Origin of the sequence: Streptomyces sp. 2A115 (assembly GCF_052245575.1) — a bacterium.
Lineage (GTDB): Bacteria > Actinomycetota > Actinomycetes > Streptomycetales > Streptomycetaceae > Streptomyces.
This window is the reverse complement of the sequence record NZ_JBQQCG010000101.1, coordinates 1-25,191: the sequence shown is the minus strand read 5'-3', so window position 1 is coordinate 25,191 and position 25,191 is coordinate 1. Positions and strand designations below refer to the sequence as shown.

The 25,191-nt window shown below is 69.0% G+C and carries 21 protein-coding genes and 2 pseudogenes; 7 read left to right on the top strand and 16 right to left on the bottom strand.

What is annotated here, in order from left to right; all coding sequences use genetic code 11:
- The first annotated feature begins 128 nt into the window (after positions 1–128).
- From ACTWQR_RS48310 to ACTWQR_RS48300, 3 genes and pseudogenes are all read left to right on the top strand, one after another.
- Positions 129–830: an SDR family oxidoreductase gene (locus tag ACTWQR_RS48310; protein ID WP_443233705.1), complete on the top strand. Its 702-nt coding sequence runs from the start codon at positions 129–131 to the stop codon at positions 828–830.
- 29 nt (positions 831–859) lie between these two features.
- A pseudogene (locus tag ACTWQR_RS48305) lies at positions 860–1,059 on the top strand (alpha/beta fold hydrolase); the annotation flags it as partial.
- A pseudogene (locus tag ACTWQR_RS48300) lies at positions 1,054–1,326 on the top strand (IS256 family transposase); the annotation flags it as partial. The pseudogenes ACTWQR_RS48305 and ACTWQR_RS48300, both read left to right, overlap by 6 nt.
- A 22-nt stretch (positions 1,327–1,348) precedes the next feature.
- Here ACTWQR_RS48300 and ACTWQR_RS48295 read toward each other — a convergent pair.
- Positions 1,349–2,026 carry a hypothetical protein gene (locus tag ACTWQR_RS48295; protein WP_443233704.1) on the bottom strand — a complete coding sequence of 226 codons (678 nt, stop codon included), beginning with the start codon at positions 2,024–2,026 and terminating at the stop codon, positions 1,349–1,351.
- Between the two features lie 134 nt (positions 2,027–2,160).
- Between ACTWQR_RS48295 and ACTWQR_RS48290 the strand changes: the two genes are divergently transcribed.
- Together ACTWQR_RS48290 and ACTWQR_RS48285 are read left to right on the top strand one after the other, a co-directional pair.
- A complete protein-coding gene (locus ACTWQR_RS48290) occupies positions 2,161–2,733 on the top strand; it encodes an ArsR/SmtB family transcription factor (RefSeq protein ID WP_443233703.1) in 573 nt (190 codons plus the stop codon).
- Between the two features lie 1,213 nt (positions 2,734–3,946).
- Positions 3,947–6,712 (top strand): ATP-binding protein, encoded by a 2,766-nt coding sequence (locus ACTWQR_RS48285; RefSeq protein ID WP_443233702.1) that lies wholly within the window; start codon positions 3,947–3,949, stop codon positions 6,710–6,712.
- On the opposite strand, the gene ACTWQR_RS48280 is transcribed toward ACTWQR_RS48285, so the two are convergent.
- Complete coding sequence (locus ACTWQR_RS48280) at positions 6,709–9,477, bottom strand: helix-turn-helix transcriptional regulator (RefSeq protein ID WP_443233701.1); 2,769 nt, start codon at positions 9,475–9,477, stop codon at positions 6,709–6,711. The genes ACTWQR_RS48285 and ACTWQR_RS48280 overlap by 4 nt on opposite strands.
- A gap of 266 nt (positions 9,478–9,743) precedes the next feature.
- Between ACTWQR_RS48280 and ACTWQR_RS48275 the strand changes: the two genes are divergently transcribed.
- Positions 9,744–10,457 carry a sigma-70 family RNA polymerase sigma factor gene (locus ACTWQR_RS48275; protein ID WP_443233700.1) on the top strand — a complete coding sequence of 238 codons (714 nt, stop codon included), beginning with the start codon at positions 9,744–9,746 and terminating at the stop codon, positions 10,455–10,457.
- Positions 10,458–10,551: 94 nt separating this feature from the next.
- Here the strand turns inward: ACTWQR_RS48275 and ACTWQR_RS48270 are convergent, their stop codons facing one another.
- From ACTWQR_RS48270 to ACTWQR_RS48205, 14 genes are all read right to left on the bottom strand, one after another.
- Positions 10,552–10,848, bottom strand: a complete 297-nt coding sequence (locus ACTWQR_RS48270) for a YceI family protein (RefSeq protein WP_443233699.1) — start codon at positions 10,846–10,848, stop codon at positions 10,552–10,554.
- The gene (locus ACTWQR_RS48265) at positions 10,811–11,035 is read right to left on the bottom strand and encodes a hypothetical protein (RefSeq protein ID WP_443233698.1); all 225 of its coding nucleotides are present in this window, start codon (positions 11,033–11,035) and stop codon (positions 10,811–10,813) included. Before ACTWQR_RS48265 ends, ACTWQR_RS48270 begins: the two co-directional genes overlap by 38 nt.
- 191 nt (positions 11,036–11,226) lie before the next feature.
- A complete protein-coding gene (locus ACTWQR_RS48260) occupies positions 11,227–11,973 on the bottom strand; it encodes an SDR family oxidoreductase (protein ID WP_443233697.1) in 747 nt (248 codons plus the stop codon).
- Between the two features lie 619 nt (positions 11,974–12,592).
- Entirely contained in the window at positions 12,593–13,576 is a 984-nt protein-coding gene (locus ACTWQR_RS48255; RefSeq protein WP_443233696.1) for an alpha/beta fold hydrolase, read from the bottom strand.
- Positions 13,577–13,728: 152 nt separating this feature from the next.
- Positions 13,729–13,950 carry an SDR family NAD(P)-dependent oxidoreductase gene (locus ACTWQR_RS48250; protein WP_443233695.1) on the bottom strand — a complete coding sequence of 74 codons (222 nt, stop codon included), beginning with the start codon at positions 13,948–13,950 and terminating at the stop codon, positions 13,729–13,731.
- Positions 13,947–14,075: a hypothetical protein gene (locus tag ACTWQR_RS48245; protein ID WP_443233694.1), complete on the bottom strand. Its 129-nt coding sequence runs from the start codon at positions 14,073–14,075 to the stop codon at positions 13,947–13,949. The genes ACTWQR_RS48250 and ACTWQR_RS48245 overlap by 4 nt, the downstream gene beginning before the upstream one ends.
- Positions 14,076–14,106: 31 nt before the next feature.
- Positions 14,107–14,466, bottom strand: coding sequence for a hypothetical protein (locus ACTWQR_RS48240; protein WP_443233693.1), 360 nt, complete (start codon positions 14,464–14,466; stop codon positions 14,107–14,109).
- A gap of 10 nt (positions 14,467–14,476) precedes the next feature.
- Entirely contained in the window at positions 14,477–15,436 is a 960-nt protein-coding gene (locus ACTWQR_RS48235) for an NAD(P)-dependent oxidoreductase (RefSeq protein ID WP_443233692.1), read from the bottom strand.
- 618 nt (positions 15,437–16,054) lie between these two features.
- On the bottom strand, positions 16,055–17,260 hold the full coding sequence (locus ACTWQR_RS48230; RefSeq protein WP_443233691.1) for an ROK family protein: 1,206 nt from the start codon (positions 17,258–17,260) through the stop codon (positions 16,055–16,057).
- Between the two features lie 13 nt (positions 17,261–17,273).
- Complete coding sequence (locus ACTWQR_RS48225; RefSeq protein WP_443233690.1) at positions 17,274–18,554, bottom strand: sugar ABC transporter permease; 1,281 nt, start codon at positions 18,552–18,554, stop codon at positions 17,274–17,276.
- The gene (locus ACTWQR_RS48220) at positions 18,551–19,327 is read right to left on the bottom strand and encodes an ATP-binding cassette domain-containing protein (protein WP_443233689.1); all 777 of its coding nucleotides are present in this window, start codon (positions 19,325–19,327) and stop codon (positions 18,551–18,553) included. The genes ACTWQR_RS48225 and ACTWQR_RS48220 overlap by 4 nt, the downstream gene beginning before the upstream one ends.
- A 112-nt stretch (positions 19,328–19,439) precedes the next feature.
- Positions 19,440–20,531, bottom strand: coding sequence for a sugar ABC transporter substrate-binding protein (locus tag ACTWQR_RS48215; RefSeq protein ID WP_443233688.1), 1,092 nt, complete (start codon positions 20,529–20,531; stop codon positions 19,440–19,442).
- Positions 20,532–21,850: 1,319 nt separating this feature from the next.
- Positions 21,851–22,888, bottom strand: a complete 1,038-nt coding sequence (locus ACTWQR_RS48210) for a Gfo/Idh/MocA family oxidoreductase (protein WP_443233687.1) — start codon at positions 22,886–22,888, stop codon at positions 21,851–21,853.
- 100 nt (positions 22,889–22,988) lie between these two features.
- Positions 22,989–23,771, bottom strand: a complete 783-nt coding sequence (locus ACTWQR_RS48205; protein ID WP_443233686.1) for a TIM barrel protein — start codon at positions 23,769–23,771, stop codon at positions 22,989–22,991.
- A 247-nt stretch (positions 23,772–24,018) separates the two neighbouring features.
- Between ACTWQR_RS48205 and ACTWQR_RS48200 the strand changes: the two genes are divergently transcribed.
- On the top strand, positions 24,019–25,068 hold the full coding sequence (locus ACTWQR_RS48200) for a LacI family DNA-binding transcriptional regulator (protein WP_443233685.1): 1,050 nt from the start codon (positions 24,019–24,021) through the stop codon (positions 25,066–25,068).
- Positions 25,069–25,191 lie beyond the last annotated feature (123 nt).

Here is a 25,191-nt window from a genome sequence, read left to right as displayed (position 1 = left end):
GGATGTCTACCGGACCGGCGGTACGGGACCGTGGCCGGAGCCACCCGGGGCTCAACCCGACTTGCATGACGAAACCGATCGGTTTACGGTGGTGAAACCGATCGGTTTTCATCCTTGTGGAGGTAGTCATGACAGCAATCAGGGGCGCCAGCGTCTTTGTCACCGGAGGCAGCCGCGGCATCGGCAAGATGCTGGTCGAGGAGCTCTACGCGCGCGGGGCCGGCAAGGTCTACGCCACGGCCCGTGACCCGCGCACGGTGACCCACCCCGATGCCATTCCGCTGGCGCTCGAGGCCACCGACCCGGCATCCGTGGCAGCCGCCGCCGAGCAGGCCCAGGACGTCACCATACTGATCAACAACGCCGGGGCCTCCGTCCGCGCTTCGTACCTCAACTCCCCCATGGAGGACGTGCGCCGGGATCTGGAGACCAACTTCTATGGGCCGCTGCTGGTCACCCGGGCCTTCGTGCCGGTCATCGAGCGCAATGGCGGGGGCCACATCCTCAACGCCCACTCCGTCCTGTCCTGGCTGGCCGACGGCACGCCCTACGGCGCCTCCAAGGCCGCCCTGTGGTCGCAGACCAACTCCCTGCGCCTGGAGCTGCAGCCGCGCGGCATCGCGGTGACCGGGCTCCACATGGCCTACGTGGACACCGACATGACCTCGGGTGTCGACGCACCCAAGGCCGACCCCCGCGACATCGCGGTGGCCGCACTCGACGGCATCGAGGCGGGAGCGCACGAGGTGCTCGCCGACGACACCACCCGCTGGGTCAAGTCCCAGCTGTCCGCCGACCTGGAAGCCATGTACGCCCAGTTGAAGAAGTGACACCACCCGCGTTCTCCAGGGCACCTCGTGTGGACAGCTCGCCCACCCACCGCTTCGTCGATGTGACCGGGGTCCTGCTGCACATCGCCGAACAGGGGCAGGGCCGCTGGTCCTGCTGTACGGCTAGCCGGAGAGCAGGCACTCCCGGCATCACCAGTTCAGGGCGCTGAGGTCGGCCGGATACCGGGTCGTCGCCCCCGACCAGCGCGGCTACGCCGAGCGTCACCCGGTTCACCTGCGCACGACTAACCCTATCGAATCGACCTTCGCGACGGTCCGGCTCAGGACCAAGGTCACCAAGGGCGCCGGCAGTGCGGCCGCCGCCCTCGCGATGGTCTTCAAGCTCGTCGAGTCCGCCCAGCAGCGGTGGCGAGCGCTCAACGCACCCCACCTCGTCGCGCTCGTCCGGGCCGGAGCCCGCTTCGAGCGCGGCCACCTCGTCGAACGCTCCGAGCTCACGCGGCCTGAACCACCTCAACTGGCTCACAGGTATTGACAATTACTCAACCGAAACCGGTCTACATGTAGGACCGGATGGATACCGTGACATCCATGTCGAAGGCGTTCGCTCCCGCCGTGGATGGCAGGCCCAGGGCCCGGTCGAGCGCGCGGCTAAGGGGGCCGCAGCCACTAGCGCCCGGGGCGGCGAACTCCGCGTCCTGGGCACCGAAGGCGGCGACCAGGGGGTCCTTGGATATCACCCTGGTGGGATTGGTGTCTTTGAGCACTAGGTGGACCGCGTCCTCATCGCTGCCCACCGAGCAGCCCGACCACGGCAGGGCCAGCAGCCCGTGCGCCGAGCCTATGACGAACTTGATGTCGAACTCGCCGCGCCGGGTGTCGTCGGACAGGAAGTCCGAGTAGCCGCCGTACTGCGGAGTCAAAGTCAACAGGGTGCCTCCCACCCGGATTGGCGCAGCGGTCATCTCCCCGAAGACCTGGCGGAATTCACCGGCCACACGGCCTTCCGCAAAGGTGATCTTCATAGGCTCGGTGAGAGGCTCGTCGACGGCGCCCATGCGCAGATGCCCCGTGGCGTGCATGACCTCGCAGCGCCAGGTCCCGGGGTCCGCACCCGTGGGCAGCTCATCGACGGTCGGGCAGGCGGAGAAGTCGAACTCGGGCAGATCCGCGGCCCGTTCAGCTCCATACGCGGGTGCGGCGCCCAGGGCGAGTCCGGCAAGCAGTGCCCCCACAGCAGCACTTGTGAAGCGGCGGACTGTGCGATTCAAGGTCACTCGGTTCGGCGTCATAGGTCACAGCATTGCAGAGGTTTCTCTGCAGAGGAAGGTCTGCAGAGGAATCGCTGCTATCTGGATAGACTGCCGCCATGACGAAAGAGCGGAGAACGGACGCCGCAGGGCGGCGCACGGTCGACAGCCCCGGGGTACTCAAGGCCCTCTCGCACCCCCTGCGCCTGCGTATCCTGCGCCACCTCGGCGCGGCGGGCCCTGCCACCTCAACCACGCTGGCCGCCGCCCTCGGCGAGAACACAGGGACGCTGAGTTACCACCTGCGCATGCTGGAGCGCAGTGGCCTCATCGAAGACATCCCCGAGCGCTCCACCGGGCGTGAGCGCTGGTGGCGCGGGGTGCGCGGCCTCGACATCCGCAGACCGCCGCAGGGTGAGCTGACGGAGGCCGAGCGCGCCATGTCGGCCGAGCTGGACCGGATGAAGATGGAGGAGGACGTCGAGCTCGCCCGGCAGTTCACCGCCGGACAGGCGGAGTCCGAAGGCTGGATGCGGGGTTCACGCAGCCTCCTCCACCTCACGAAGGGTGAGCTGGACGCGTTCCATGACGACTATCTGGCCCTGCTCGCGCGCTATGCCCGCGGGCCCGAGGACGCCCCCGACGACGCACGACCCGTGCTCCTCCGCTGGTTCGGCCTGCCCGCCGACTGACCGGCAGCCGGCCGACGAACTGTCTGATCGGCCGACTGACCGTACGGGTGAGCTGAGGGAAGGGAGCAGGTCGGGCCGACGTCTTCACGCAGCCACGGTCTCCTCATTCGGGCGACGCTTTGCGCGGACCTCGAACGAGAAGAAGATCAACAATCAGTCGCGCCGCCCATCGAGACTGCGGGCCTGACCAAGATCGATCCACAGGCCTTGACAATTGCTCCAGGTTTTTGATATCGCGGGCGACCGGTTGGAGCAGCACAGCAGCAGCTGCAGCGCGGCGACGGGTAGCCACTGCTCGGTCTCCACCTCAGAGGCGGGCAGCACACTGAAACCCGCCCTCGTCGGCCGCGGCGCCGACCGCACCCGGAAGAGCAGACTTGCCCACGCCCAGAGTGCCATAGACCAGCAGTGCGCCGCCGCGGCCGGCCGCCGTGTCCGTCAGCCCCCTCGCAGGACGCGCAGCTCCTCCTCACGGCCGATCATCGCGTGTGTGCCGGGGCCGGTCCCTGCGGAGTCTCCCGTTCTGTTCTCGACGCAGCAGGCATCGGGATCGGCATGTCCGACCTCTCCGGTAACGGGCAACAACGCGCAACCTGTTACCCGTTCGCCGCAACCTCCCACACGTTGCATGACACGTTGCCGTGTGTTTGACCGTGTCTTACGTACGCGTGCAGTCAGATGACCGAAGTTCGGGCGTGGGGCGACCGCGGAGACTGACCCCGTACAGGTTGGAGGTGAAGCAGGTCCATGGAGGCCCCGCATTTATTCGCTCCGACTTGCGTTGCCAACCCACAGCGATGAGGGCCTTTTCCGACACGCGACAGAATGCTGCCCGGGCTCGCAAGATAGGCAACTCCGGCCCTTGGGCATTCCTCTCTTTCCGGGAGACAAGGAGAAGATATGCACCCCCCACGGACGCCTTCATCGCCGGGCACTCCTACGGCGGCTCGGTCATCAGCGATGTTGCCTACGGCGCCGACAACGTCAAGGCGCTCGTGTACATCGCCGTCCTCCTGCCGGAGAAGGGGAGAACGCGGTCGAGAGGTCTCGGGCACGTTGCCCCGTTCTCGTCAGCTCCCGCTCACCAGGGGCCACCTCCTGACCACCACAGCACCTTGGAGCCCAGACCGGCATATAAGGAGAGGCACGTAATCGTTGAGAGACGTACGATCGACGAAGATGGCGCCTGGGTGGGGGAGACGGTGGTGTACGGGTGCTTGGCCGGAGCAGGGAATGTCGCGCGCTTGATCAGCTCGCGGCGAGTGTACGAGCCGGCCAGAGCGCCGCTCTTGTACTGCGCGGAGAGGCGGGCATCGGCAAGACCGCTCTGCTGGACCATCTCGCGCAGAGCGCGGTCGACTGCCGGGTAGCGCGAGCCGGCGGCACCGAGACCGAGATGGAGCTGCCGTTCGCCGGGCTGCACCAGCTCTGTGGACCCCTGCTCGATGACATCGACCACTTGCCCGGCCCGCAACGCGACGCACTCGGCGTCGCCCTCGGTCTTTCCAAAGGCGCATCGCCGAGCAGGTTCCTGATCGGCCTGGCGGTACTCAGCCAGTTGGCCGTCGTGGCCGAGGAGCGGCCGTTGATCTGCCTGGTCGATGATGCGCAGTGGCTCGATCGTGCGTCGGCACAGGTGCTCGGTTTTGTGGCGCGACGCCTCGTAGCGGAGTCGGTCGGCTTTGTCTTCTCGGTGCGGGCGTCGGAGGACGAGGAGCCCACGTTCGAAGGGCTGCCTGAATTGAGTGTGCGCGGCTTGAACGAGCCCGACGCTCGTTCGCTGTTGGACTCGGTGGCACCCGGGCGGATCGACGAGCGCATCCGGAGCAGGATTCTCGGTGAAGCACGGGGGAACCCGCTGGCCCTCCTGGAGCTGCCGCGCGGGTCGACGGTCGTCGACCTGGCAGGCGGGTTCGCCCGGCCGGACACGCAGCCGGTGGCGAGCCGGATCGAGCAGAGCTTCCTCAGCCGGGTCCAGTTACTTCCACCGGCGACGCAGCGGCTGTTGCTGATCGCCGCCGCCGAGCCGGTCGGGGACGTCACCTTGCTGCGACACGCGGCGCAGAGGCTCGGGATCGCAATGGACGCGGCGTCCCCGGCCCTGGCAGCTGGACTGCTCGAGTTGGGCACGAGCGTGCGTTTCCGCCATCCGCTGGTGCGCTCGGCGACCTACCGCGCGGCCGCCTTGTCCGACCGGAAAGAGGTTCACCGCGCGCTGGCCGAGGTCACCGACGCGGACGCGGGCCCTGATCGCCAAGCATGGCATCGTGCCCATGCGACGGTGGCCCCCGATGAGGCGGTGGCCGTCGAGTTGGTGCGCTCGGCGGACCGGGCGCGGGGACGGGGCGGCGCCGCGGCGGCGGCAGCCTTCCTCGAGCGGGCGATGGAGCTGACGCCCGACCCCGCTCTCCGTGGCAGACGAGCGCTGGCGGCCGCCCAGGCGAAGTTCGAAGCGGCGGCGCCCGAGGCGGCCTATCAGCTGACGAAGGTCGCGGAGTTGGGGCCGCTCGACGAGCTGGAACGCGCCCGGCTGGCGCGGCTGCACGCACATGTCGTCTTCGCCCGCGGCCGCAGCGGTGCGGCCACGCCCCTCTTCATCGAGGCGGCCAAACAGCTGGAGCCCCATGACGCGGCACTGGCACGCGAGGCCTGTTTCGAGGCGCTCGCCGCGGCGATCTTCGCGGGCCGGCTCGGCAACGGACTGACGGTCCAGGATGCCGCCGAGGCCGCCCACAACACGCCTCGCGGCCCCGGTCTGCCGGGGCAGACGGATCTCCTGCTGGACGGGGTGTCGACCCGCTTCACGGCGGGCTACGCGGCGAGTGTGGAACCGCTCCAGAGGGCTGTCCGGGCATTCCAGAACGACGATTGGGGCGATCAGAACGACGTCACGCGCCGGCTCTGGCTGGCGTGCCCGGTGGCACCTGAACTCGTCGCACCGGAGCTGTGGGACGACGAGGCGTGGCACGAGCTGGCCGGCCGTGCGGTCCGACTGGCCCGCAATGCCGGCGCGCTCGCCGTCCTTCCCATGGCGCTCGCCCATCGAGCGGCCGTACATCTGCTGGCCGGCGAGTTCGCCACCGCCTCGGCCCTGATCGATGAAGCGGACGCGATCACCAGAGCGACGGGCAACGCCCCACAAGATCGCATCTCACTCATGGTCGTGGCCTGGCGGGACGACGAACGCCAGGCTATGAAGTCGATCGACGCCGCTATCCGGAACGCGACGGCCAAGGGTGACGGACGGACCTTGGGAATGGCCCACTACTTCACCGCTGTGCTGCACAACGGCCTGGGCCAGTACGACGTCGCCCTCGACCACGCCCAACAGGCGTGCGCATACGAGGACCTGGGCTGTTTCGGTTGGTACCTCACCGAGTCAGTGGAGGCGGGGGTGCGTAGCGGTGATCACGACGCGGCCGTCGCCGCCCTGGCCCGGCTGGTCGAGATGACCGACGCCGCCGGCACGGACTGGGCGCTGGGTGTCCAGGCGCGCTCGCGTGCTCTGCTCAGCGAGGGCGACGCCGCGGAGCGGCTCTACCGCGAGGCGATCGAACGACTCGACCGCACGCGAATCCGCGTGGAACTCTCCCGCGCACACCTGCTGTACGGGGAATGGCTGCGCCGCGAGAACAGGCGCGTCGACGCGCGCGACCAGCTTCGAACCGCGCACGAGATGTTCACCGGGTTCGGCGCGGGCGTGTTCGCCGAGCGCGCGAGCCGAGAGCTGCGGGCCACCGGCGAAACGGTGGCCAAACGCACGACCGCCACCCCGACAGCCCTCACCGCGCAGGAGGCACAGATCGCCCGCCTCGCCCGGGACGGACTGACGAACCGGGAGATCGGTGCGCAACTGTTCATCAGCGCTCACACCGTCGAATGGCACCTGCGGAAAGTGTTCGCCAAACTCGGCATCACGTCCCGCAGACAACTCCGCAGCGCACTGTCCGGCCGGGCATCCGCGACAGCCCTGACCTAGGCCAATGTCGCGTCGCCTTCGAGCTGCATCGCGCGGATCTTCTTGCGGGAGGAGATGCCGAGCTTCGTGAACACCTTGCGGAGGTGCCACTCGACAGTGTGGGGACTGAGGAACAACCGGGCGCCGATCTCGGGGTTCGTCAGTCCGTCCCGGGCGAGGCGAGCGATCTGCGTCTCCTGAGGAGTGAGAGCTGTATGCGTCGCGACGGTCCGTTTCCGGACCGTCGCCCCCGTGGCCTGCAGCTCGCGCTGTGCGCGTTCGGCGAACGCCTCGGCCCCGATGGTGCTGAACATATCGTGGGCGACGCCCAGTTGGGCACGTGCGTCGACGCGGCGGTTCTCGCGGCGCAGCCACTCGCCGTACAAGAGGTGTGCGCGGGCGAGTTCCACGCGGACACGAGTCCGGGCGAGTCGTTCGATCGCCTCACGGTAGAGCCGCTCCGCGGCGTCCCCCTCACTCAGGAGAGCGCGCGAGCGCGCCTCGACACCGAGCGCCCAGTCAGTGCCGCTGGCTCGCGTCGCCTCCGAGAGCTGCTCGATAGCGTCGGGCGCCAGCTCGGGCGCGCCGCTGCGTACGGCCGCCTCGACCAGCTCGGCCAAGCCCCATTGCGGCGCGCCGAATTCCTTCTGGTGGGCGGCTGCCGCCTGGGCCGCGGCCAGCGCGTCCTCGTACTGGGCGAGGCTGTTGCAGAGCACCGCGTGGTAGTAGTGCGCGACGGTGACTCCGAGCCCCTGGCCACGCGGCACGGACTCGCTGATCGTGGCGTCGATGAGCGCGCGTGCCTCTCGCTCGCGACCACGAAAGGCAGCCAATGCGAGTGCCCCGAAGGGCGGCTGGATGGTCCCGATCGCCGCAGTCACCGTTCTCACCTCCTCGATCAGCGACGACGCCGCCGCCAGCTCGCCGGCGAAGACCTGCACGACGGCGGACGAGTCGAGCGCAAGGGGCAGCTCGCTGAGCGCGCCGGCCTCACGGGCGATCGCCACGTGACGGGCTGCGACTATGTGCCAGCGCTCCTGGTCCCACAGGCCCGCCGCGATGATCCCGGCCAGCAAGAGCCAGCGCAGCGAATCCTGGACGGAGACGTCCTCGTCACAGAACGCCCGGAGAACTCGCTCGATCATCGGCGCCGAGACGGCGTGGCCGTCGGTGAGACGCACGGCAAGGGCATCCAGCAGCATGTCGGGCGCGCGCAGCAACTGCGACGGCGGCGCCTCGCGCGCCGCCTCGCCCACCTCCCGCCACCCTGGGCTGTGCGCCAAGCGGCCGGCGAAGATCACTGCCGAGACCGCTTCCAAGTAGGTGTCACGAGCGAGCGCCACGTCGAGCTGCTCAAGTCGGCGAGCGGCGGCGAGCAGGAGCGGAGGAGCCGCACTGCCGTGGCCCTGCGCGAACGCGATCTGGGCACGCAGCACATCGATCCGCGCCCGCCCGAGCTCGTCGAGGGGGCCGGCCTCCGCCGCGGCGAGGAGAACAGCCGCGCTCTCGAACGCACCGGCGCGGAGCTTCGCCTGTGCGGCATCCACTGCGCGCTGCGCACGTCGTGCGGCATCGGGCGTCAGTTCGGCAGCTCGATCGAGGAACGCCGCCGCCGCCGCGATGCCGCCGCGCGCCTGCGCCCGGTCGGCCGACCGCTCCAGCTCGGCAGCGACCGTTTCGTCATGGTCCAAGGTCGCGCGTGCCAGATGCCAGGCCCGGCGATCGGGATCGAGCCGAGCGTCAGTCGCGTCGGCCAGCGCCTTGTGTACCTCGCGTCGGTCGTTCGGGCCCGCGGCGCGATAGGCCGCGGAGCGCACCAGCGGGTGCCGGAAGCGCACTCGGGTGCCAAGGGTGATCAGGTCCGTCGCGTCGGCGTGCGATGCGGCGGCGTTGATGTCGATCCCCAGCCGCTCAGCCGCACGTCTGAGCAGCGTCACGTCGCCCACCGGCTCGGCGGCCGCGGTGAACAGCAGGCGTTGTGTCTCGGCCGGAAGCGACTGGACGCGACGGAGGAACGCATGCTCGATCTGGCTCGACAGCGGTCGTACGTCCGGATTCCCGAAGCCGCCGGCCATCTCCGCCGCAGTCAGCCCGTGAGGCAGTTCGAGCAGAGCCAGCGGGTTGCCGCGCGACTCGGCGACTATGCGGTCGCGCACCCGCTGATCCAGCGGCCCGGTGACGACAGAGTCGAGCAGTGTCCGGGAGTCGTGCTCGGTGAGCCCTGTGACGGACAGTTCGGGAAGGCTGCCCAGTGCCTCGCCTACGCTGGGCTCGCGGATGGCGAAGACGAGCACGACCGATTCTGCGAGCAGCCGGCGGGCGACGAACTCCAGAGTCTGTGCCGACACGCGATCCATCCACTGCGCGTCGTCGATCAGGCAGATCAGCGGCTGGTCCCCTCCGGCGTCCGCGAGGAGGCTGAGTGTGGCCAGGCCCACCAGGAACCGGTCGGGCGCATCGCCGCTGCGCAGCCCGAACGCCGTGCGGATCGCGTCGCGTTGCGGCTCGGGAAGACGGTCGAGGCCGGCCAGCAGGGGAGCGCAGAGCTGGTGCAGGCCGGCGTAGGAGAGCTCCATCTCGGACTGGACGCCGGCGACCCGGACGGTGCGGTATCCGGTGGCGCGCTCGAGCAGGTACTTCAGCAGCTCGGTCTTCCCGATCCCTGCCTCGCCCCGCAGGACCAGGGCCCCGCTGCGCCGCTCTCTGGCGCCGGCCACGAGATCGTCGAGCACCTGGCACTCGTTCTGCCTCCCGAGGAGTCCGGTCCCTGCACCGCTCCTCGTCATGACAGCCCCTTTGTTCGGATACTTCGACCCGCATCGTAATCCGTCCCCGGATCACCGCGGTCGTAGTTCGATCAAGGCGAACTGGACCGACCGCAGGGTCGTACGCGGACAGAGGTGGCCGACCCCGGAGGCTTGGCCATGGATCCACCACGGCACCACCACGTAGCCACCCACGGTTTTCCAAGGGCGCGATCGGGGGTCTCCGGGCGCGACGTTGGCTGTCGGCAGCCAGCGAGCCGCCGACCCACGGAGCAGAGGAGCACGTCGTGGAGACACATCTGGGCCAGGCGGAACAGGGCTGGGAGATGGCGGGCACGACGGCCGGCCCGACGAACGGTGACCTGGAAGACGCGACGTCGGTGTTCGTCCGTGTCAGACCTGGACTGCTCAAGATCGCCAACCGCATTGTGGGCAACCCGACCGAGGCGGAGGACGTCATCCAAGAGGCGTGGCTGCGGTGGCAGGGCACCGATCGCACGGTGGTCTCGAACCCGTCGGCGCTGCTCAGGAGGACGACCATCCGGCTGTCCATCAACGTCGTCCAGTCCGCCTGGTGGCGTCGAGAGTTCTCCGCCGGTCCCTGGCTCCCGGAATCGGTGGACACCGCCGCGACGCCCGATGCGGCGGCCGAACAGCAGGACGCCGTCGAGCGAGCGGTGTTCCTTCTGATGGAGACGCTGACGCCCAGGCAGCGCGCGGCGTACGTCCTACGGGAGGGGTTCGGCTACCCGTACAGCCGGATCGCCGAGATCCTGTGCCTGAGCATGGTCAACACGAGGCAGCAGGTCGCGCGCGCCCAGGAGCGTCTCGGCCGGAACCGACGCAGAGAATCTGTGGACTCCGTCGCGCATCGGCGGCTCGTCCAGGCGTTCTTCGTGGCAGCCCAGACCGGTGACTTCGCGCACCTGGAGAGGGTCCTTTCCGCGGACCTCGATCACCAGCCGACCTGCCGGCCGATGCTCTGTGGTCCGACGGCGTGACAGAGCACGCCTCAAGCGGAGGCCAACTCGTGCGCCTCCGAGGCCAGTGAGACGACTGTGGCCATGAGGTCGACGCGGTTATCGGTCGCGTGGGTCATCGTGTGTCCCTCTCAGCTCGTACAGCGGAGATGTCGAGGGTCAGGGTCACCTTGTCGCTGATCACGGCACCGCCTGAGGCGAGGGCCGTGCTCCGGGCGAGGCCTCGGTCGGAACGCCGCAGGGTGGCGGTGCCCTCCAAGCCGGCGCGGTCACGTCCTTGAGCGTCCCGGCCCGCTCCGCCGAACTCGAGATCTATGTGGACGGGCAGTTCGACGTCCTTGATCCGGAGGTACCCCGCCAGGCGGAACCGGTCGTCACCGGCATCGAGGACTCCGGAGGAACGGAAGCTCATGAGAGGAGAGGGAACGTTGCCGAGTCGCGCAAGTCCGGGCCGGTGACGTGGGCGTCCCGCCCTGGAACCCCTGCCTCCGGACTGCTGGTCCGGACACTGAAGCAGGCCTCGGACCGGGTGGGGCGGGCCCGTCGAGCTTGAGGAGTCCCTCGGAGGCGGTGAATCTACCGCGCACGTTGGCGATCACAGCGTGCTGGACGGAAAACGCTGTCGCGCTGTGTGCGGGGTCGATGGCGTAGAAGCCGGTCAGTGCTTCATAGGGGGTGGTGGGGGGAAGACGTGATTTCGCTGGTATTGACCATGGTGAGCCTTAAATTCAGGACAAGGACGAAGAGCGGTGGCCCCCGTCTGCGGAGACAGGGGCCACCCGCGGTGGAATTACTTCTGCTGAGCGAGCCAGTCGGCGAACTTGGTCTCGGCGATGTGGGCGTCCGGACCCGGCAGGAGCGTGGTCTCCTGCAGTTCGGCACCCCAGTACGTGGCCTTCGGGTCAGTGACGACCTTGCGGGGGTCGTTCTTGGCGGTGAGTCCCATGCGGATGAAGTCCTCGAGCTCGAAGGCCTCAGGGCCCGCGACCTCTACCACGCCGTTGACCGGGGAACCGACCGCGGTGCGACCGACGGCCGCGGCCACGTCGCCGGAGACGATGGGCTGGATCTTCCCGGCGGGCAGACGCACGGTGTCGCCGTCGGTGACCCCGTCGGCGAGCCCCTTCGCGAACTCGAAGAACTGGGTGGCGTGGACGATGGAGTACGGGATCCCGGACGCCTTGATCAGTTCTTCCTGGGCCTTCTTGGCGCGGAAGTACCCGCTCCCCTGGAGTCGCTCGGTGCCGACCACGGACAGCGCCACATGGTGCTTGACGCCGGCCTTGGCCTCCGCCTTGAGGAGGTTGGTCGTGGAGGTGCGGAAGAACTCCATGACCGCTTCGTCCTCGAATGAGGGGGAGTTCGACACGTCGACCACGACCGATGCGTCCTCCAGAACATCGGCCAGCCCCTCGCCCGTCAGCGTGTTGACCCCGGTACTGGGCGCCGCCGCGACCGCCTCGTGCCCGTGCTCGCCCAGCTTGCCGACCAGCTTCGAACCGATGAGCCCGGTGCCACCGATCACTACGACCTTCATAACGGATTCCTCTCGGGAATTTCCTGGGAAACTTCGGTCTGCACGAGAAGTGACCGGCCAGCGGCCCTCCTTGTGACACGCGGTTCGCGGAATCTGCCTATTCGGCGAGTTTCCCTTCGGTCGAGACCTCTTCCATCAGAGCGGAAATCCCGTCCGGGGGCGCTGTGGTTGCTACAGCCGCGGGTCTCGCGAGGCTCCAGCGCCGCTTGGTCACTCATGACGACCGGGCCGTCAGCGAATGTGACAGGTTGTGTGAGTGACACGACCTCCGCGCTGGAGGCGATGAGGGGCCGGATCGGATCCATGACGTCCCACACGTTGACACGCATCCCTGCCAGCGCGCGGTTGCCCGCTGAGGCCAGAAGCGTGGGGCGAAGGCGGCAAGAACAGTTGCGTGAGCCTTGCAGCGCACGGCGGGCGGTTCCTCGCCCGCTCCGGGGCCCAGGGAAGGATGGTTCACATGTCGTACCCCAAGCAGGTCCACTCGAGTGAGGGCGGCGAGATCAATGCGAATTTCCGGCCGGCGGATACACCGCCGTGTGTGACACCTACCGGGCCATCCCGCCCGGCGATCACGTTCTCTCCGTTCCAGCCCGTCGTGCCCTGCAAGTAGGCGTTCCTACCGGCGTACGGCGTGCTCCCGGTGCAGTGCTCGCACATCTCGCACCGCGGCCGCGAACGCTTCGGGATGTTCCTGAGGCAGGTTGTGACCAGCGTCCCGCACCTGACGGTGCAGCCGGGGACCGGTGAAATGGTGGGCGGAGGGCGTGCCGTCCGTCGCGGGAAAATTTCCGTCAGCCGTGCCGTCGAGCGTGATGGCCGGCACGGTGATCACGGGCTGGTCGGCGAGAAGCGTTTCGAGCCGTTCGTAGTCGGGGTGGCCGGGGGCCATGCCGAGCCGGTGGCGGTAGGAGTGGGTGACGATGTCGGCGTAGTCGGGGTTCTCGAAGGCCTCGGCAGCTCGGTCCAGGATCTCTTCGGTAAACGGCCACTTGGGCGAGTTCCTCGTCCAGATGACACGGGCGATCTCCTTCGTGTCGGTGGTGAGTGCCGTACGCCCGCGCTCGGTGAGGAAGTAGTAGAAGTACCAGAATCCCGCCTCCAGAGCAGGGCTGATGGGGGTCATCGCCGAGCTGATGTCCTGGATGAGGTAGCCGTTGACGGACACGAGCCCAAGGCAGCGTTCCGGCCACACCGCCGCCGCGATGCAGGCGGCTCGCCCACCCCAGTCGTATCCGGCGAGGTATGCCTTGTCCATGCCCAGGGCGTTCATCAAGGCGATGACGTCGGTGCCGAGGGCGGCCTGCTGGCCTGATCGCGACGTCGACTCGGCGAGGAACGTGGTCGGACCATGGCCTCGCAGGTAGGGGACGATGACGCGGAAGCCCTCCTCGGCGAGCAGCGGAGCCACTTCGACATAGCTGTGGATGTCATAGGGGAAGCCGTGAAGGAGCACAACGGGGTCCCCCTTCTCCGGCCCCGTCTCGTGATAGGCGACATCCAGCACATCGGTGCGGGCGTGCCGCAGTGGCCAAAGCCGTTGGGTCGAGGCAGGTGCCGACGCAGCGGAGGCTGCGGGGGAGGACGCGTGGCGGTCCGTCATGAGGTCATCCGTTCGCTACTCGATGTGAGGACCGGAGTGCTGCCCAGGGGGGGCCGAGTCAGTTGGGCTCGAGTCCGCCGTCGATCGTCAGCACTTGACCGGTGATGTGCGTGGCACGCTTTCCGGCGCGAGCTGGAGCGCCCAGCTCCGCGTCAGCTGCTCAAGGCGCTCTTGGTGGCGGCGTAGTGGGCTCCTCCGACCAGCGGGCGGTGACCGTACGCGCTCGAGACGTTGACGATGGAATCCGACGAGTCGCGCAGGTACGCATGGGCGAGCATGGTCGGGGCCGTCACGTTCAGCTCGAACAGACTAGTGATCACGGCTCGGTCCGTGTCCGCCAGCGGCATCACCGCAGCGGTGCCGACGTTGTTCATGAGCACGTCGAGGCGGCCCCGCCATGAATTAGTGCCGAGTCCGACACCACCTTGTTGGCCGAGTTGATGTGCTTGAGGATCTTTCCCGCAAGGGGGTTGCCGAAGTAGTTGAGACGCGATTCCACGGTGATCTCCCTGCCGTGTTGCGGATACACACTACTGACAGGCATGCTCCGCGATGTGTGACACGAAGACGTCGGATCCTGTCGCGGCTGTGTCTGTCCCGAGCCGCTGCCGGTGGTCGGCGACCGGCAGAGCCAGCCACGGTCCACGCCGCACGTCCGACGGTATGCGCCACACCCCCGACAGCGAGAAGCCGCCTGGGACGGAACGCGCGATGGGAAGGCCGTGGTCAGCGGGGAGGGCGGCGGGAAGCGGGGCGGCCCAGTTCCACGTGGCGGTGAACGCATTCCACGCCGCTGAGGGGGCGTGGTGCGCCTCGTGCTCGTAGAAGCGCGGCACGTGTGCCAGGGCGGTGTCCGGCCCGACGACCTCGGGGGAAGAATTTTGCGACACTGAGCTGTGCCTAGGCAGCTTGATCACCGGCCCAGTGTTCCGGCGTGATGGGGATGACGTTCTCCAACTCCTCGCCGGCCGCGTAGCGATGCAGCTGCCGCCGTAGGAAGTGCATCGACGTCGGTCGGAACGCGTCGGTGAACGCTGCCACGTGAGGGGTGATCAGCGCACCGGAGAGGTTCCACAGCGGATGTCCGGCGGGCAGGGGCTCGGGATCCGTCACGTCGAGCGCAACCCGCAGTCGGCCGATGCGTACCTCGCGGACCACGGCAGCGGTGTCCACGAGTTCGCCACGGGCGGTGTTCACCAGCACGGCCCCGTCCTTGAGCAGCGCCAGGGAGTCCGCGCCGAACATGCCGCGCGTTGCCTTTGCCAGCGGTGCGCAGAGCACCACCGCATCCACCGTGGGCAGCAGTTCGGGCAGCACCGCCGCACCGTATACACGGCCGGTGGGGGAGGTGCGCTCGGCCCGGGCCACCGGCACGACCTCGCACCCGAACGCATGTAACCGGGCTGCGACGGCCGTGCCCACGGCCCCGTATCCAACGACCAGGACGCGCTTGCCGGCCAGAGTGGGCCAGATCCTCGACTTCCATGTGTGCTGCTCTTGTTGGCCGATGAACCGGTCGACACCGCGCATGAGCGCGAGCAGCAGCGTGACAGCCAGCTCTGCCGTCGCTTCACGGTGGACTCCGCGCGCGGTGGCCAGCTGTGCGCCGGGCGGCATCGCGGCCAGCAGCGGCACCATGTTGTCGTATCCCGAGCTGAGGAGCTGGAGGACCTCGAGGTTTCCCGCGTGCGGCAGCACGCGGCTCAGGGCATGTTCCGCGCCGGGCAACGGGGGCCCGACGAGGAATCGGACGTCGTTCGGGTCACCGGGCAGCGAGTGGGAACCGTCCCAGTGCTGGTAGGAGATTCCGCCTGGCAGGCCAGGAATCTCCGCTGGAGGATAGGGAAGCCACGCGGTCATGCCGTCATTCATCGTGCATCAGCTACTTCCAGGTCTTGTCTTGCAGCTCTGATGACTGCCGGCCTGCCGTCCATGCGGCGGTGGAACTCCCGTGCGGGTCTCGTCCTTGCGGCGGAAGGCGCGGCTCCCCGGCGCCGCGCGCGGAGAAGGCAGGTCGGCGTCTGCTCCTGTGCTCCCGTCGGCGGTCTCTGGAGTCCGCGTCGCGACGTTGCGAGGTCGACGGGTAATCGAATTATATCGTGTCACATGTTGTGCATATGGTGTCCCGGCGCCGGATCCCTGCGTCGACCGGACCTGTTCGCCCAGCTTGGACTGGCAGAGCAGGGCAACGGGCGCATGGGGCCGTACGGCGGAAGTGAAGGCTTGGCGTCAAAGCGGGCCAAGACAAGTGTGACAAGGTGTTGCTGCACACGGTATGTTCACTGTCCACACCTATGCATGATGTACGTATCCGCGCCGCAGCATTCAATCGCGTCCGGCTGGATGCCGGCCGCCCAGGCGGGCGAGGCGGCGTGAATCGGGCAGCAGGACCGGGCTTCGTCCGCCGCGAATGTCATGGACGCGATCCGGGGTAAGCGCCGCGGTCCGGCCTTTGTGGCGGTCGCGTCGCCGTACTGGCTATGCACCGGCGCGGGCCAGTGTCTCCAGAGGGCCGACCAGGATCTCGGAGAAGGCGAGTTCGGCGGCTCCGATGAGCACCGCGTCGTCGCCGAGTTCCCCCACTCGCAGCCGCAGGTTCTCGCGGGAGGCTGTGAGGGCAAGGCGGTTGATACGGCTGCGGATCTGGGCGGCCGAGCCGAGGAACACCTCGCGGAGCGTCCCGCCGAAGATGACCGTGCGGGGGTTGAGCACATTGACCAGGTTGGCGACGCCGATGCCGAGCCAGTCGCCGACGTCGTGCAGGGCGGCACGGGCGGTGATGTCGCCCCGGTCGGCCGCTTCGACGACGGCGCGTACGGCTTCCCGGCCGGTGGCCGACGGGTCGCGCTGCGCGGTCTCCAGCAGGGCGCGCTCCCCCGCCTCGGCTTCGAGGCAGCCGCGCCCCCCGCAGCCACAGGGTCTGCCGTTTCGCGGGTTGACGACCATGTGCCCGATCTCGCCGCCATATCCGCTGTCGCCGCCCAGCAGTTGGCCACCGGTGATGACACCGCCGCCGATGCCGATGTCACCGTGCAGGTACACGAGGTCCTGGCAGCCGGTCCCGGCACCGCGCAGGTGCTCGGCGAGCGCACCGAGACTGGCCTCGTTCCCCACCGAGACGGGAAGGCCGAGGCCCAGCCGGCGCATGAGGTCCTCGCCGAACTCCTCGTCCTCCCAGCCGAGGTAGGGGGCGGAGCGGACGAGGCCGTCGGGTCGGCGTACCATTCCGCGGACGGCGGCGGCCACACCGACGCAGTAGGTGCCGTGCGGTGCCGTGCCCACCATTTCCAGTGCGGAGCCTGCGAGGGCCTCGGCCACCTTGCCGGCGTCGCGATGCCCGGGAAGTACGGGGATCTCCCTGTGGTCGAGGAAGACCCCGCCCAGGCCGATGCGCGCGACGGCCAGCCGGTCCACGCCCACGTCGAAGGCGAGGACGTACACGCGGTCGGACTCGGGCCGTACGACCAGCGACGGCCGGCCGGCCCTGCCGGTCTCACGGGGCAGTTCCTCACGGACCAGGCCGGCCGAGCCCAGCTCGCTCACCAGACCCAGGATGGTGCTGCGGTTGAGTCCCATGCGCTCGGCCAGGACGGCCCGCGACATGGATCCGCCGATGTGCACATGACGGAGCAGCGTGCCGAGGTTGTGCCGGCGAATCTCCTCCTGCGAGGGACCGGCTTTCATGGAGCCCCAGATTTCATCGTTGTACGGCCCGGCGACGGGACAGCGCATCCACGCCTGCGGCCACCAGCAGAACCGAACCCGTGACAGCGTACTTGACCCCTGAGCTGTACCCCATCAGGCCCATGCCGTTCTGGATGACCGCGACCACCATGCCGCCGAGCACGGCGTCGACGACCCTGCCCCGCCCGCCGAACAGGCTCGTCCCGCCGATCACGGCGGCGCCGACCGCCAGCAGCAGCACGTTGCTGCCACCGGTGTTGGGGTCGACCGAGTTGCCCCGGGACGCGGCGATGATGCCGCCGACCGCGGCCAGCGACGAGCAGATGACGAACGCGGAGATCCGGATGGCCGCCACGTTGATGCCGGCCCGGCGGGCCGCCTCGGCGTTACCGCCCACCGCGTAGATGTGCAGGCCGAACGAGGTGCGCTGGAGCAGGAACGTACCGGCGACGAGCAGGACGGCGATGACCGGCACCACGATCGGCACGCCCTTGAGCGAGTCGACGATGACGTTGCGGCTGCGCTCCTGGTTGAGCAGGTGGACGGCGATCGCACCGAGCACCGCCAGGCCGCCGATCCTGACCGCGAGCAGGGTGAGTGGGGCGGGGGCGAGCCCGCGCCGCCGGCGGTTGCGGTTCTTCCGGAGCTGGATCGCCGCGTACGCACCGACACTGATGGCGAGCAGTACCCAACCCAGCGCGGGGGAGAGGTTGTTGTTGGCGACGGCCAGGATCGTCTGGTCCCGGATGGAGATGTTGGTGCCTTCCTTCAGCAGCATCAGCACGATGCCCTGGAACCCGAGGAAGGCGGCCAGGGTGACCACGAAGGAGGGGATGCCGACCTTCGCCACCAGCAGGCCGAGCAGCAGGCCGATGAACGTGCCGGTGAGGATCGCCGCGCCGGCCGCGCCGTACCAGGGCCATCCGTGGTCGGTGAGCAGGATGGCCAGGACGGCGGCGCAGACCCCGCTGGCGTACCCCGCGGACAGGTCGATCTCGCCGAGGAGGAGGACGAAGACCAGGCCCATGGCGATGGCGATGCTGCCCGCGCCCTGGGTCAGCAGATTGGCGAAGTTCAGCTCGGACAGGAAGACCGGGCGCAGGGCGGCGAAGAACACGCACAGGACGATCAGGCCGAGTATGGCGGGCAGGGCGCCCAACTCGCCGCCCCGTACCCGCTCGACGTAGTTCCGGGCGACAGAGCGCAGACTCGCGGCCTCGGCCGCTCCGTTCTTCTTCGACGTACCGGGACCGCGCGGCAGGTCCGGCTTCTCGGGGGCGACTGCGGCGGTCATGCGGTGACTCCGTTGCTGTGGGCGAGGCCGAGGTCCCCGCTGCGGCCTGAGGTGATGAGTTCGACGATCTGGGAGTACGTCACGTCCGACGTGCTGACCTGGGCGGCCGTCCGGCCCAGGTAGAGGGCGGCGATCCGGTCGGACACCGCGAAGACGTCGTTCATGTTGTGCGAGATCAGGACCACGGCGAGACCGTTGTCGGCCAGCCGCCGGACCAGTTCGAGGACCTGTGCCGTCTGGGCGACACCGAGCGCGGCGGTCGGCTCGTCCAGGATGACGACCTTGCTGTTCCACAGCACGGCCTTGGCGATGGCCACGGTCTGCCGCTGGCCGCCGGAGAGACTGGAGACCTGCTGGCGGATGGACTTGACGGTGCGGACCGACAGCCCTTCGAGGGTCTGGGCGGCCATCTCCTCCATCGTCGCGTCGTCCAGGACGAGTCCCCGGCGCTTCTCGCGGCCGAGGAACATGTTCTGCACGATGTCGAGGTTGTCGCAGAGCGCCAGGTCCTGGTACACGATCTCGACGCCCAGGGCCGCCGCCTCACGCGGGCTGTGCACCTGGACCTGCTCACCTTCGAACCAGTACTCGCCGCCGTCGAACGGGTGGATCCCGCCGATGCACTTGACCAGGGTGGACTTGCCCGCGCCGTTGTCGCCGACGAGGGCGGTCACCTCCCCCGGGTGGACGTCGAAGGACACGTCGTGCAGGACCTGCACGGCGCCGAAGCTCTTGTCGATCCCGCGCAGTCGAAGGATCGGGGTCGCTGTCATGGAAGACGGCTCCTTACGGTCGTGAGGTCGCGGGTCCCGGGGAGGTGGGAGCCCCGGGGCCCGCGGTCGGGCCGGCCGGACCAGGGGTAACGGTCCGGCCGGCCGGTCAGGGCTACTTGATGCCGGCCTTGGCGCACAGGGCGGCGTACTTGCCCGTGCACAGCTCTTCCTTGGTGACGAAGCCGTCGTCCACGACGTCCTTGACGTTGTCCTTGTAGATGGCCACCGGCGTCTCCAGCACGGACGGGACCTTGCGCTTGCCCTCGGGGTCCTCGACGGTCGCGTTCGTCTCGCCCTTCTCGCCCTTGGCGAGGGAGATGGCGAGCTTGGCCGTGGCGTCGGCCTCCTTCTTGACCGCCTTGTAGACGGTCATGCACTGGTCGCCCGCGAGGATGTTCTGCAGGCCCTGCACGGTGGCGTCCTGGCCGGTGACCGGGACCTGGCCGTTGCGGTTCTGCTTGCGCAGGACGGCGATGGCCGCGTTGCCGAGACCGTCGTTGGCGGCGAGCACGCCGCCAACCTTGGGCTCGCTGGTGAGCATCTGCTCGAAGATGGTGCCGGCCTGGGCGTTGTCCCAGTCCGGGACGGACTGGTCCGGGCCCTTCACGTAGTCGCCCGACTTGTACTTCGGGTCGAGGACGCCGTTGTAGCCCTCGGCGAAGAGAGTGGCGTTGTTGTCCGTCGGAGAGCCGTTGAGCGTGGCGACGATGGGCTTCTTGGCCTTCATGTCGCTCAGGCACTTGCTGAGGCCCTCGCCCTGCAGTTTCCCGACCGCGGTGTTGTCGAAGCTCACGTAGTGCTGGGCGGAGCCGCCGAGGGTGAGCCGGTCGTAGTCGATCGTGGCGACGCCCTGCGCCTTGGCCTTGTCCAGAACCGCCTTACCCGTGCCGCTGTCCAGGTTCACGATCACCAGGACGTTCACGCCGCTGGTGATCATCTGGTCCGCGATGGTCTGGAACTCCTGCTTGTCGCCCTGCGCGTTCTGGATGTCGTACTCGACACCCGCCGCCTTGAAGGCCTCGGAGAGGTACTTGCGGTCCGCGGTCTCCCAGCGGGCCGAGGACTTGCTGTCCGGGAGGATCACACCGATCTTCGGCTTGGCGTCGGAACCGGAGTCACTGCCGTTCGACGAGGAGCCGCCACAGGCGGTGAGCGAGGTGACCAGCGCCACCGAGGCGGTGGTGAAGAGGAGTCCCTTGCGCATGGGCAGGGTCCTTTCTGGTGTTACGGCCGGACGACCGGACGTACGAGGGTGGTGAGAAGAAGCGAGAAGCGCGCTCTCGGCGGAATTGCCGGGTGTCGGGTGATCCGCCCGGCTGAATGTTGTGAGCGGGAACTTACGGCGCTCCGGAACCCGTGCGCCAGGGTGCGGGAGGCGCTATTTGTCATCCGCCATAACAATTAGGTGACGCTGTCGCAACACGGCGACCTGGCTGACTCCTGTGCGCCATGAACCCGGAGAGGGCGTCAGCCGTGCGATGGCCGGCCGCGCGGTGGCCCATAGGCCCGCGTGGCACGGAGTGTCCGCGCCGATGGCGCTTCCACGGCCGCGAACCGCGTCCGTCCCCGCGCGCGTTGGTGTCTCCGTGTGCATCACGACCGGGCCGGAGCTGGGCCCGCGCCGGGAGCCTCACGGCGGGAGCTCAGTGGAGCGATCCACCTTGCGGGCAGGGGTGACGATCCGGCGAGACAGAGGAGCGGTGCAGGGAACGCGGTTCGACCTGACGATCGACGGTGGGGCGCCGGTATCGTGCCTGCACGGTCGACCCGCACCGAGACCATCTGCGTCGGCGTCGCGCAGAGGAGCCCGGCCTGTGGGTCAAGCACCTCTTTTGAGGAGATCCGCGCGCTGGGCTGCACCTCGCAGCCTCAACCTCCTGCACAAGTACCTCGACCAAGGACGTCACGAGGGCGACCGGATCATGCCTTCCCCGCGCCGCTCACCTCCTGGACCACGACCCGCCCCGAGAACTTGTCCGACAAGCGCCGCGCACACCTCGATGAACTCTTCGCCGCCTGCCCAGAAACGACCGCGCCGACCCGCGTCCTACGCGATCTCGCCCAGCTCATGGGCGAACGTCCAGGAGACGACCTCGACTCATGGACAGCCGACGTGCGCTGCGCATATGCGTGATTCGAAGGGTAGTTGGCGGGGTCTGGCCCATGTATGGTCCGGATCTTGGTCGCGAGTTGTCTTGCGCTGCCTCTCAGGAACGTGCCACGTCGCGCACCGGGGTGCCGACGTGCTCCCCGGAACTGCGAAGACTGCTTCGAAAGGGCGGAGCCGGCCGGCAGCCGTGAATGTACTTCGCTGATGAGCGCAAGCTGCGTGCCTGACGCCGCCCGGGTATCAGACTGCCCTTTGGCGTCGATGTGTTCCCGATGGCGTCGCACCTGGAGATCCAGTGGGAAGAGAAAGGCCGGGCGACGGGTCTGAAGGACCTGAACTGACGTCCCGAGTCCTCACCCGGCCCAACATGTCCTTGCCCGGCCCGGCTTGGCTTCCCTCGCCCTCACTCCGCCCTACTCTCCCTTGAGTTCCGCGATGCTGACGGGCACGCCGGTGGTGACCGACCGGACGGCGGCGAGCGCGATGGACAGTGCGGCCCGGGCGTCCTCACCGGTGGCTGAGGGGATGCGCCCGGTACGGACGCTGTCGGCGAAGTCGGCGAGTTCGGCGACGTACGCGTGGTGGAACAGGTCCTGGTCGTAGGTGACGCAGTCGGCGGCGGCGCCGTCCGGGCCGTACGAGGTGAGATGGGTGCGGCGGATGTCGCCCATGGTGAGCATTCCGGCGGAGCCGAAAACCTCGCCGCGCACGTCATAGCCGTACACGGCCTGGAAGTTGGCCTCGGCGGTGGCGAGGGCGCCGTTGTCGAACCGGATCGTGACCACGGCGGTGTCGAGCAGGCCGCGGTCCTTGAAGTCCGGGCGAACCAGGGCGTCGGCCCAGGCGAAGACCTCGACCGGTTCGGCGCCCGGGTTGAGGAACCGCAGGGTGTCGAAGTCGTGGATGAGGGTCTCCAGGAAGATCGTCCATGGCGGGATGCGGGCCGGGTCGTTCAGCTTGGGGTCCCGGGTGAGTGAGCGCAGCAGTTGGGGCGTGCCGATGCCGCCGGCGACGATCTTGTCGTGAGCGGCGCGGAATCCGGCGTCGTAGCGGCGGTTGAAGCCCACCTGGAGCGGCACGCCCGCGTCACGGGCCGCGGCGATAGCCCGGTCGGCCTCCGCGAGGGTGACGGCCATGGGCTTCTCGCAGTAGACCGCCTTGCCCGCCCGGGCCGCGGCCACGACCAGGTCGGCGTGGGTGCGGGCCGGGGTGGAGATCACCACCGCCTCGATCCGCGGGTCAGCGAGGAGTTCGCCGATCTCGGTGTACGCCGTGGGACGGCCGAGGTGGTCCGCAAGCCGGTCCGCAAGCTGGTTCGCAGCGCCCGGCGCGGGGTCGGCGACCGCGGCGAGGCGGACACCGGGAAGGCGGCGGGCGAGCGTCTCGGCGTGGAAGGAGCCCATCCGTCCGGCACCAATGAGGCCAACGGCGAGGGGCTGGTGTGTGGTCATCCTGGTTCTCCGTACGTCTGCGGGCGGGCGCTGGTGGGAAGGGGTGCGTGTCGAGTGCGGTGCCATGTGGAGTGCGGCGCCGTGTGGAATTGCGGCGCCGTCAGGGCGTGAAGGCCGAGCGGAACCGTTCCAGAGCGAGGTCGCTGTCGGTGGAAGCCCATGCCTCCATGGCGACGGTGCCCTCGTAGCCGAGTTCCACGAGGGCGCTCGCGACGGCCGGGTAGTTGATCTCCCCCGTCCCCGGCTCGCAGCGGCCGGGTACGTCGGCGACCTGGATCTCGCCGATCAGGCCCAGGCCGTGGGCCCGGCGGACCAGTTCGACGAGGTTCCCCTCGCCGATCTGCGCGTGATAGAGGTCGAGGTTCATCCGCAGCCCGGGACGGTCCACGGCCGCGACCAGCGCCAGGGTGTCGGCGGCCTTGGCGAACGGCACCCCGGGGTGGTCCACGGCGGTGTTGAGGTTCTCCAGGGTGAACGTGACCCCCGCGCTCTCGCCCAACTCGGCGAGGCGGGTGAGCGTGCGATGGGCGGCTATCCACATCTCCCCAGTGGGCTCGCCGGTCACCGGCACCACCGGCAGGCCCTCGCCGTCCAGGCCGGTGCCGTGGAGGTTCAGCCGCGGACAGACCAGCCGCTCGGCCGCCCGCACCGACTCCTCGGCGGTACGCAGGAGTTCGGCGACCCCGTCTTCGTCGGTGAGGCTGCCGCGGATGTAGCCGGTCATCGAGGAGAACTCGGCCGGGGTCCGGGCCAGGGCGTCGAGATCGTGCCGGGTCCAGTCCCAGATCTCGACCTGGAATCCGGCGTCGTGAACGCGCCGTGCCCGCTCGGGTATCGGCAGGTCCCGGAAGACCATCTCGGCACAGACCGCCAACGTGAACATCGCTGCTCGCCCTCTCTCGTTCGGCACGGGGGCACAACCGACTAGAACGTTCTAGAATCGGTCGGGAGTAGCAGTACGCCAGCCGCCGGGGCGCCGTGTCAAGCTCCGGGACGGCTCGGACCTAGAACGTTGCAGTTCTCTCCGACCAGTGCGTTCCCCCTTGGTCTACGATCGTCGGCGGAAGCAGACACCTCGGCGGGTACAGGCACCCCGACCGAGTCACACACCTCGACCAGGGAGGCCGGCGGTGCCAGTGACCCCCGTGGTCCCGGACGGAAAGCGGCCGACCCTCGCCGACGTGGCGGCCCGGGCCGGTGTGTCCACGGCGCTGGTCTCCATCGTGATGCGCGAGGCCAAGGGCGCCAGCGCGGCCACCCGCGAGCGGGTGCTCCAGGCGGCGCGGGAGATCGGCTACCGGCCGGACTCCCGGGCCCGGTTGCTGCGCAGCAACCGCTCGCGACTGCTCGGGGTGCAGTTCGGTCTCCAGCATCCCTTCCACACCGACCTCGTGGAGGGCATCTACACCGCGGCCGAGTCCGCCGGCTACCAGGTCGCCCTCAGCGCCGTCGCCCCCAGCCGCAGTGAGCGGCAGGCGGTGGAGACGCTGCTCGGCGACCGCTGCGAGGCCCTGATCCTGCTCGGTCCACAGGCCCCCGCCGCACGGCTGGCCGAGCTGTCGGCGCACCTGCCGGTGGTCTCCGTGGTGCGGCGGCTGCGGCCGCCCGCCGCCGGTGTGGACGTCGTACGCACCGCCGACGACGAGGGTGCGCGCCAGGCCGTCGACCATCTGGTGGCCCTCGGGCATCGCGACATCGCCCACATCGACGGCGGAAAGGCACCCGGCGCCGCCGACCGGCGCCGTGGCTACCGCACCGCCATGAATCGCCACGGCCTCGGCGACCGTGTGCGCGTTCTGCCCGGCGGGTTGACCGAGGAGGACGGTGCCACGACCGCCCGCACGCTCCTCGACGCCCGGCCTCGGCCCACCGCCGTCCTCGCCTTCAACGACCGCTGCGCCACGGGCGTGCTCGACGCGTTCCTGCGCGCCCGGGTGTCCGTTCCCGACGAGATCTCCGTGGTCGGCTTCGACAACAGCCGCCTCGCCCGCCTCGCCCACATCGACCTCACCACCGTCGGCCAGGACGCCTCCCGCCTCGCCGAACTCGCCGTCGGCCGGGCCGTCGCACGGCTGGAGGACGAGGAGCCGTCCGGCACGGAGACCGTCATCGCCCCGCATCTCGTGACACGCGGCACCACGGCGGCACCACCGGACGGCGTCCAGGTTTCACGGTTCTAGTAGGGCTTGGTCAGGTGCGTATTGGTGTGGGTATGTCGTGGTGGCAGGTGGGGCAGGCACCGGTCCAGAGGGCGAGGAGTGTCTGCAGCTCGCGGACGACCTGGTAGAGGCTCAGGCCGGCGC

Bases quoted from the DNA above. Each gene is read 5' to 3' on its own strand.
- ACTWQR_RS48310 (WP_443233705.1), top strand. From the start codon at position 129: ATGACAGCAATCAGGGGCGCCAGCGTCTTTGTCACCGGAGGCAGCCGC.
- ACTWQR_RS48290 (WP_443233703.1), top strand. From the start codon at position 2,161: ATGACGAAAGAGCGGAGAACGGACGCCGCAGGGCGGCGCACGGTCGAC.
- ACTWQR_RS48280 (WP_443233701.1), bottom strand. From the start codon at position 9,477: ATGACGAGGAGCGGTGCAGGGACCGGACTCCTCGGGAGGCAGAACGAG.
- ACTWQR_RS48270 (WP_443233699.1), bottom strand. From the start codon at position 10,848: ATGAGCTTCCGTTCCTCCGGAGTCCTCGATGCCGGTGACGACCGGTTC.
- ACTWQR_RS48260 (WP_443233697.1), bottom strand. From the start codon at position 11,973: ATGAAGGTCGTAGTGATCGGTGGCACCGGGCTCATCGGTTCGAAGCTG.
- ACTWQR_RS48255 (WP_443233696.1), bottom strand. From the start codon at position 13,576: ATGACGGACCGCCACGCGTCCTCCCCCGCAGCCTCCGCTGCGTCGGCA.
- ACTWQR_RS48250 (WP_443233695.1), bottom strand. From the start codon at position 13,950: ATGAACAACGTCGGCACCGCTGCGGTGATGCCGCTGGCGGACACGGAC.
- ACTWQR_RS48235 (WP_443233692.1), bottom strand. From the start codon at position 15,436: ATGACCGCGTGGCTTCCCTATCCTCCAGCGGAGATTCCTGGCCTGCCA.
- ACTWQR_RS48230 (WP_443233691.1), bottom strand. From the start codon at position 17,260: ATGAAAGCCGGTCCCTCGCAGGAGGAGATTCGCCGGCACAACCTCGGC.
- ACTWQR_RS48225 (WP_443233690.1), bottom strand. From the start codon at position 18,554: ATGACCGCCGCAGTCGCCCCCGAGAAGCCGGACCTGCCGCGCGGTCCC.
- ACTWQR_RS48220 (WP_443233689.1), bottom strand. From the start codon at position 19,327: ATGACAGCGACCCCGATCCTTCGACTGCGCGGGATCGACAAGAGCTTC.
- ACTWQR_RS48215 (WP_443233688.1), bottom strand. From the start codon at position 20,531: ATGCGCAAGGGACTCCTCTTCACCACCGCCTCGGTGGCGCTGGTCACC.
- ACTWQR_RS48210 (WP_443233687.1), bottom strand. From the start codon at position 22,888: ATGACCACACACCAGCCCCTCGCCGTTGGCCTCATTGGTGCCGGACGG.
- ACTWQR_RS48205 (WP_443233686.1), bottom strand. From the start codon at position 23,771: ATGTTCACGTTGGCGGTCTGTGCCGAGATGGTCTTCCGGGACCTGCCG.